The 6,408-nt window shown below is 45.7% G+C and carries 5 protein-coding genes and 1 pseudogene; 1 reads left to right on the top strand and 5 read right to left on the bottom strand.

Going from position 1 to position 6,408, the window contains the following annotated elements:
* From ftsH to F6K57_RS34590, 5 genes are all read right to left on the bottom strand, one after another.
* Nucleotides 1–1,262 (bottom strand): ATP-dependent zinc metalloprotease FtsH (gene ftsH / locus F6K57_RS34610; RefSeq protein WP_364305345.1); only part of this gene is annotated, 1,262 nt, incomplete at its 3' end.
* A gap of 487 nt (nucleotides 1,263–1,749) precedes the next feature.
* The gene (gene nrdR / locus F6K57_RS34605) at nucleotides 1,750–2,280 is read right to left on the bottom strand and encodes a transcriptional regulator NrdR (RefSeq protein WP_293028577.1); all 531 of its coding nucleotides are present in this window, start codon (nucleotides 2,278–2,280) and stop codon (nucleotides 1,750–1,752) included.
* Between the two features lie 218 nt (nucleotides 2,281–2,498).
* Entirely contained in the window at nucleotides 2,499–2,594 is a 96-nt protein-coding gene (locus F6K57_RS34600; protein ID WP_008180851.1) for a photosystem II reaction center protein T, read from the bottom strand.
* Nucleotides 2,595–2,731: 137 nt separating this feature from the next.
* Nucleotides 2,732–4,264 (bottom strand): photosystem II chlorophyll-binding protein CP47, encoded by a 1,533-nt coding sequence (gene psbB / locus F6K57_RS34595; RefSeq protein WP_293072449.1) that lies wholly within the window; start codon nucleotides 4,262–4,264, stop codon nucleotides 2,732–2,734.
* A gap of 841 nt (nucleotides 4,265–5,105) precedes the next feature.
* Complete coding sequence (locus tag F6K57_RS34590; RefSeq protein WP_071103453.1) at nucleotides 5,106–5,426, bottom strand: hypothetical protein; 321 nt, start codon at nucleotides 5,424–5,426, stop codon at nucleotides 5,106–5,108.
* Nucleotides 5,427–5,985: 559 nt separating this feature from the next.
* On the opposite strand from F6K57_RS34590, the pseudogene F6K57_RS34585 reads away from it, so the two are divergent.
* A pseudogene (locus F6K57_RS34585) lies at nucleotides 5,986–6,287 on the top strand (IS5 family transposase); the annotation flags it as partial.
* Nucleotides 6,288–6,408: the final 121 nt, after the last annotated feature.

Raw genomic sequence — 6,408 nt, 5'->3', positions numbered from 1 at the left:
GAAATTACAGCATGTCCTACTTCATGGTAGGCAATTAATCGCTTATTCTTGCTGTCCACTAGAGGAGTGCCTTCCATCCCAGCCACCACCCGGTCAATAGCATCATTGATCTCGAGCATAGTGATAGCATCTTTGCGGCGGCGAGCAGTCAGGATTGCCGCTTCGTTGAGTAGGTTGGCTAAGTCAGCACCAGTAAACCCAGGGGTACGCTTAGCAACAGTTTCTAGACAAACCTCAGGGTCAATCTTTTTGTTGCGAGCGTGGACTTCCAGAATGTTATTCCTGCCTTTGTAGTCAGGGTAATCCACAATGACTTGTCTGTCAAAGCGTCCAGGACGTAATAGTGCAGCATCCAGCACATCTGGGCGATTAGTGGCAGCAATAATAATAATACCTGTGTTCCCTTCAAACCCATCCATTTCCGTGAGCAATTGGTTAAGGGTTTGCTCCCGCTCATCGTTTCCACCGCCAATCCCTGCTCCCCGTTGCCGTCCTACCGCATCAATTTCATCAATGAAGACCAAGCAAGGGGCATTTTCTTTGGCTTTTCTGAACAAGTCTCGGACACGGGAGGCACCAACACCCACAAACATTTCCACGAATTCGGAACCAGAGATGCTAAAGAAGGGAACTCCTGCTTCACCAGCGATCGCTTTGGCTAACAGAGTTTTACCAGTTCCTGGAGGACCCACTAGCAGCACACCTTTCGGGATGCGTGCTCCAACAGCAGTAAAGCGTTCTGGTTGTTTGAGGAATGTGACGACTTCTTGCAATTCCTCTTTAGCTTCTTGAATACCTGCTACATCATCAAACAGAACCCCGGTTTTGGCTTCCATCTGAAACCGTGCTCGGGATTTGCCAAAGTTTAAGGCTTGACCAGAATTACTCGCAGAGCGTCGCACGATCATGATAAAGCCTGCTAGTAACAACAGAAGCCAAAATAAGTTGGCAATTAGACCTAAAGCGGCTAAGTTATCCGGAGAGCGCCTAATTTCAGTGGGAACATTCTGTTGACGGAGTTCCTTGAGTAGCAAGGAGTTTTGATCGAACAAAGCAACTCGTTGAGGAGGTTCATTCTCCTTGGCCTCGTTTAGACTAACTTTAGCAATCTTAGTGGCTTCATCAATTTCTATTTTAGCGACTTCCCTATTTTTAACTTTCTTTAATAGCTCACTATAGGTTAGAGATTTCTCTTCTTTAAGCTGTGCTTGGGCTGGGGTACCCAGTATCACCCCTTGCCAAAGGAGCAAACTGGCAGCAATACGCCAGAATTTGACTAACTTGCGGTTTTCCTGGGGTTGCTGTAATCTAACCTCAGGATTTGCCAGCGGCTGTGGAGAGGTGTTTACCTCTGCATTAGCCATCCATGCTCTCATCCAGAAACGTTTCTTCATGGCTGTTTGCTCTTTGGTCTTGCCTTGACTCAACTCCTGGGTAAACCTAGTTAGGCTTCAATATAATTCACGCCCTTGAGTTGAAATTTCTTTCACTTTCTAGTCTAGCTCCCTCAAATCCCGCTTTAGCTGTAAGAAACTCATATTAAGTCCGGTAGCATCGGTAACCTGCTCTTGCCTAGATCGGGTTTCAAAACCTCACGCTGGTTTGTTTCTTAATCCTTCCTCCTGTAGAGACCTTGCCTGGAACATCTCTACAAATGGTAACCATACAACTGGACACGAGACCACTAGTTGACCTTGTAGGTTTGAGAGTCAACCATCAACCGTCAACCATGAACAAACATCTGATCAATTACACCGAAGTCGATGTCTTTATTTCTTCTACATGATCTGAGGGGGTTGGCGGAACCTGGGGGATTTCCATTGGTAAATCTTCCTGTTGGAGATCCTCTAGGGTAGTGACAAAATCTCTAATCCCTTGAAATTTTCCATAGACCGAAGCAAAGCGTACATAAGCCACTTCACTCTCCGAACGTAGGTAGCGCAAGACTAACTCACCAATTTCGTGACTGATGACTTCCCGACCAAATCGCTGTTGCAATTCTGCTTCAATCTCATCAACCAATGCTTCTAGGCGTTTTTGGAGAATGCCTGTTTTTTCACAAGCACGTATAATTCCTCGTAACAACTTGGAACGGTCAAATGATTCCCGCTTGCCATCCCGCTTGATCACAGTTATTGGCACAAATTCGATCCGCTCATATGTCGTGAAGCGATGTTTGCATCCCAAACACTCCCGGCGTCGCCTCACACTTTTTCCTGCCTCAGTAGAACGAGACTCAAGAACGCGGCTCTCGGTGTGGTGACAAGAGGGGCATCGCATAAGATAATTTTGTTTTCTTGCTGAGTGGACTGATTGGCGGCAGATAGTTGGAACGCCCTAAGAGTCGATACTTTCAAAATAACAAGTCTAACAATTAGATGGAAGATGAGCCGATATATACCTGTCCACTTACCTATATCCTATAGGCTCATGACAGGCTATTGCGGCTCAGAGCATCCACAGAACTGTTGAATTTCGATCTGATAAATAGAGGTAAACTACTTACCAATCTTAGGTGGTTCCCGAAAAGCAATGGCAAAAAATAGGGTGCCTAAGGCTAAGGTCAAGATTAAGATATAAGCAACTGATTCCATAGCTATAATTCCTGGTTATCTCCTCACTTACCAGTCTACCTTGCATGGACCACAGAAATAGCAAAAAGGCAAAAGAAAAATTTCTTTTCTTCTGCCTTTTGCTTTTGAGTCAAACTGTGATATTAGAGATTTAACCTCTAGATAGGCTCTGTCCTACGGGTACTCTTATCACCAAGCTTCTGGAAGAAGCCCCACTCGACTTGCTCTTCCTCTAGGTCAGGATCGACACCAGCAAACACATCCCGATAGAGGGTGCGTGAGCCGTGCCAGATGTGCCCAAAGAAGAACAACAGTGCAAAGACAGCATGACCAAAGGTGAACCAACCCCGGGTACTAGTGCGGAACACACCATCAGAGTTTAGGGTTTCACGGTCAAATTGGAAGCCCTCACCCAGCTGAGCAGTACGAGCGTATTGCTTCACATCGAATGGGTCAGTAAAGGTTTGACCATCAAGAACTCCACCGTAGAAGCTAGCAGTGACACCAGCTTGCTCGAAACTATACCTAGATTCAGCCCGTCGGAAAGGTATGTCCGCACGAACTACACCATTAGCATCGGTCAAAATGATAGGGAAGGTTTCAAAGAAGTTCGGCATCCGACGAACGGTCAGCTCCCGACCTTCACTGTCTGTGAACACCGCATGACCTAGCCAACCTTCAGCAATGCCATCCCCTTTGTCCATCGGACCTGTACGGAACAAACCACCTTTGGCAGGGGAGTTGCCTATATAGTCATAGAATGCCAGCTTCTCTGGAATCGATGACCAAGCTTCTGACAAGCTAGCACCATCAGCCAATTCAGCTTGTACCCGTTGGTTAATTTCCTGTTGGAAATACCCCTGATCCCACTGATAGCGGGTTGGACCAAACAGTTCAATTGGGGTGGCAGCACTGCCGTACCACATGGTGCCTGCTACTACAAATGCAGCAAAAAACACAGCCGCGATACTGCTGGAGAGTACCGTTTCGATATTCCCCATCCGTAGAGCTTTAAACAAGCGCTCTGGTGGTCGTACTGTTAAGTGGAATAAACCAGCAATAACCCCAACAACACCAGCAGCGATATGGTGAGCGACAATACCTCCAGGGTTATAGGGGTTAAAGCCTGCTGGTCCCCATTCTGGTGCGATGGGTTGAAGACTACCAGTGAGACCATAGGCATCAGATACCCACATCCCAGGACCCCAAAGCCCAGTCAAGTGAAAGGCACCAAAGCCAAAGCAGAGTAAACCAGATAAGAACAGGTGAATGCCAAAAATTTTTGGCAAATCGAGAGCTGGGTCGCCACTCCGTGGGTCTCTGAACACATCTAAATCCCAGTAAACCCAGTGCCATACTGCAGCCAGGAACAATAAACCAGAAAGGATAATATGAGTTGCAGCGACACCTTCAAAAGACCATAAGCCCGCATTGGTTACAGTTTCACCAGTGATACTCCAGCCCCCCCAGGACTCAGTAACCCCTAGACGAGCCATAAAGGGCATGACGAACATCCCCTGACGCCACATAGGGTTAAGGACCGGGTCACTCGGATCAAAAATTGCCAATTCGTACAGGGCCATTGAACCAGCCCAGCCTGCCACCAGGGCTGTATGCATCAAGTGCACAGCTAGCAGACGTCCTGGATCATTCAGGACGACCGTGTGTACTCGGTACCAGGGTAGTCCCATTGACTACGCTCCTCCTAATATAGAGTTTTTACTTCGACGTTTCTTTTGATCAATATGTTAGAAATCCCCTTGAAGTCTCCCCCGCTTGAAACACAGAGGATTCTAAGAGTCACGTTGTTCGAGGGGTTAAAAACCTGATCTGACAACGCTTACGGTATGATTTCTCAAATTTGACACTGTTTGGAGAGCTTTAACACTCTCCGACCGACCTTGGTTAGGTGTGAACCTAACTGTATCGCTACTTTGGTAGCCCCCCTAGATATCGCCATTGGCAACTTAGGTAGGACAAAGTATGTATGAAACTAAAGTTTGTTTAAAGAAGTGTAACTATTGTTAGAGCCGATTGCAAGCGAACGGTCATGTTCTCAGCTTAGGGTCGGAAGCGCTTAACCAGCTATATTGCGCAAATTTCCCTTTTATTTGCCTAAATTTAAGCAATATAGCTTCTAAAACCTAAAAATTGTCAAATTCAGTCCGGTAGCCTCTTTACTGATTAGCAATAGTCGGACACAAATCAACATGAAAAATGTATATGGAAAAAGGCACAAGGATAGAACTTATGCCCAGTTGATTTCAAACCATATCACTTACAGCACTTAAGAGCAGAGGGGGAAGAGGGGGCAGAGTCCGGAGTTGGGGAAAGCTGGGGCTCAAAGGGCTATTGATATGCAACTCGGTATTAGGCTCCAATCCTACGGGTAGGGTTTTTTGATTAACTGGTCACCCTAGCTAAGCCCGTTGATAACAATTCGCAATCAAAAGTATAACTTCTTCATCTTCCTTATCCTTACCCTCTTCTCCCTCTTCTTCCTTGTCCCCTGATGCCTTTTCCCTGTATCAGTTAACCTTTGCCCCCTACCATGATTTCAGTATGTGTCATCGCTAAGCGCTCAAGAACTTGCTCAGCAGTGATCAAGCGTTTTAGGACAACTTGACCAATAGTTTTTGCTGACTCGGGTGAGGTGTTAGGCATGGGTTTGACTTCAACCATAACCACAAGGTCTTCAACCTGATAGAGCCACAATTTTTCTCCTTGCTCTAGGATAGAAAGGTTCATTTGCTTAATTTCTGGCAGCCGTCGCCAAGCGTTTTCGTTCCAAAGACCTCCAAACTCCCAAACGCGCCCGACTATCCAGCCTTCCGATAAAAAGAAATATTTCACGTTGCTCTTCGCTAATCCTGCTCTATATTCCTATTTTCCACTCAAATTGAGTTTTTCAGCTTAAATTGACGATTTAATTCAAATTTTATCGAACAACCGCAATTGGTTAATTTCAGGACTTACGCATCAAGCTTGTCGGTTAAGACTGGGTGTGGGGTAAGCGTGGAAATTTATAGAATTTGACAAAATCATCAGTATATGATTTACAGCAGTAAGCATTGTTACTTCACCATAGTTTTTTTAGCTATAGCAGTCCCCAGGGCAGGCGCGGACATCACAAAAGTCTCAAACCTAAGTAAGCGCAAGAGTTTGACTTCTGACTTCTGACTTCTGACTTCTGACTTCTGACTTCTGCTATATAGCTGCTTACGGTATCAATTGATCGGTAAAATAATCGATAATTCAGATAAAAAAAGGATAATACAAGCCAATCCAATTCTTATATAACCTGCAACTCCTAGGGCGTGTCATCAAATAGGTATCAATCCAATATAAAATCAGTAGCTGAGGGAGAATTGATTAACATGGAGGAGTGGTATCATGACACGTCGCGTGAGCCTTGCGGGATGACCAGTGGGAACGAATCAAAGACTTACTACCAGGGCGAAAAGAGACAGTTGGAGTGACGGCGAAAGATAACCGATTATTTGTCGAAGCAGTGCTGTATCGCTATCGAGCCGGTATTCCCTGGCGGGACTTACCTGAACGATTTGGGGATCAACGAGATAGTTCATACCCGTTTGCTGTCGGTGGGCAAGGGGTGGGGTGTGGCAAAAGATATTTGAGGAGCTAGCTAAGGATGCAGACAATGAATATGCAATGATTGACTCAACAATTGTACGTGCCCACCAGCACAGTGCTTTGAAGTTACCGTAAGATAGTTGAGCCTTTATAGTTAGTAGGTTATGGGTAAAAGGTTCAAGTCTTTTGTAATAAGGCTCAACTATCTAAGGTTTCGTCTCTTGGGGCAAAGGGGGGGATG

The organism is Moorena sp. SIO4A5, from assembly GCF_010672005.1.
Taxonomy (GTDB): domain Bacteria; phylum Cyanobacteriota; class Cyanobacteriia; order Cyanobacteriales; family Coleofasciculaceae; genus Moorena.
The sequence above is the reverse complement of the archived record's forward strand: the minus strand, read 5'-3'. Positions and strand labels throughout refer to the sequence as shown.

Bases quoted from the DNA above. Each gene is read 5' to 3' on its own strand.
- nrdR (WP_293028577.1), bottom strand. From the start codon at position 2,280: ATGCGATGCCCCTCTTGTCACCACACCGAGAGCCGCGTTCTTGAGTCT.
- psbB (WP_293072449.1), bottom strand. From the start codon at position 4,264: ATGGGACTACCCTGGTACCGAGTACACACGGTCGTCCTGAATGATCCA.
- F6K57_RS34600 (WP_008180851.1), bottom strand. From the start codon at position 2,594: ATGGAATCAGTTGCTTATATCTTAATCTTGACCTTAGCCTTAGGCACC.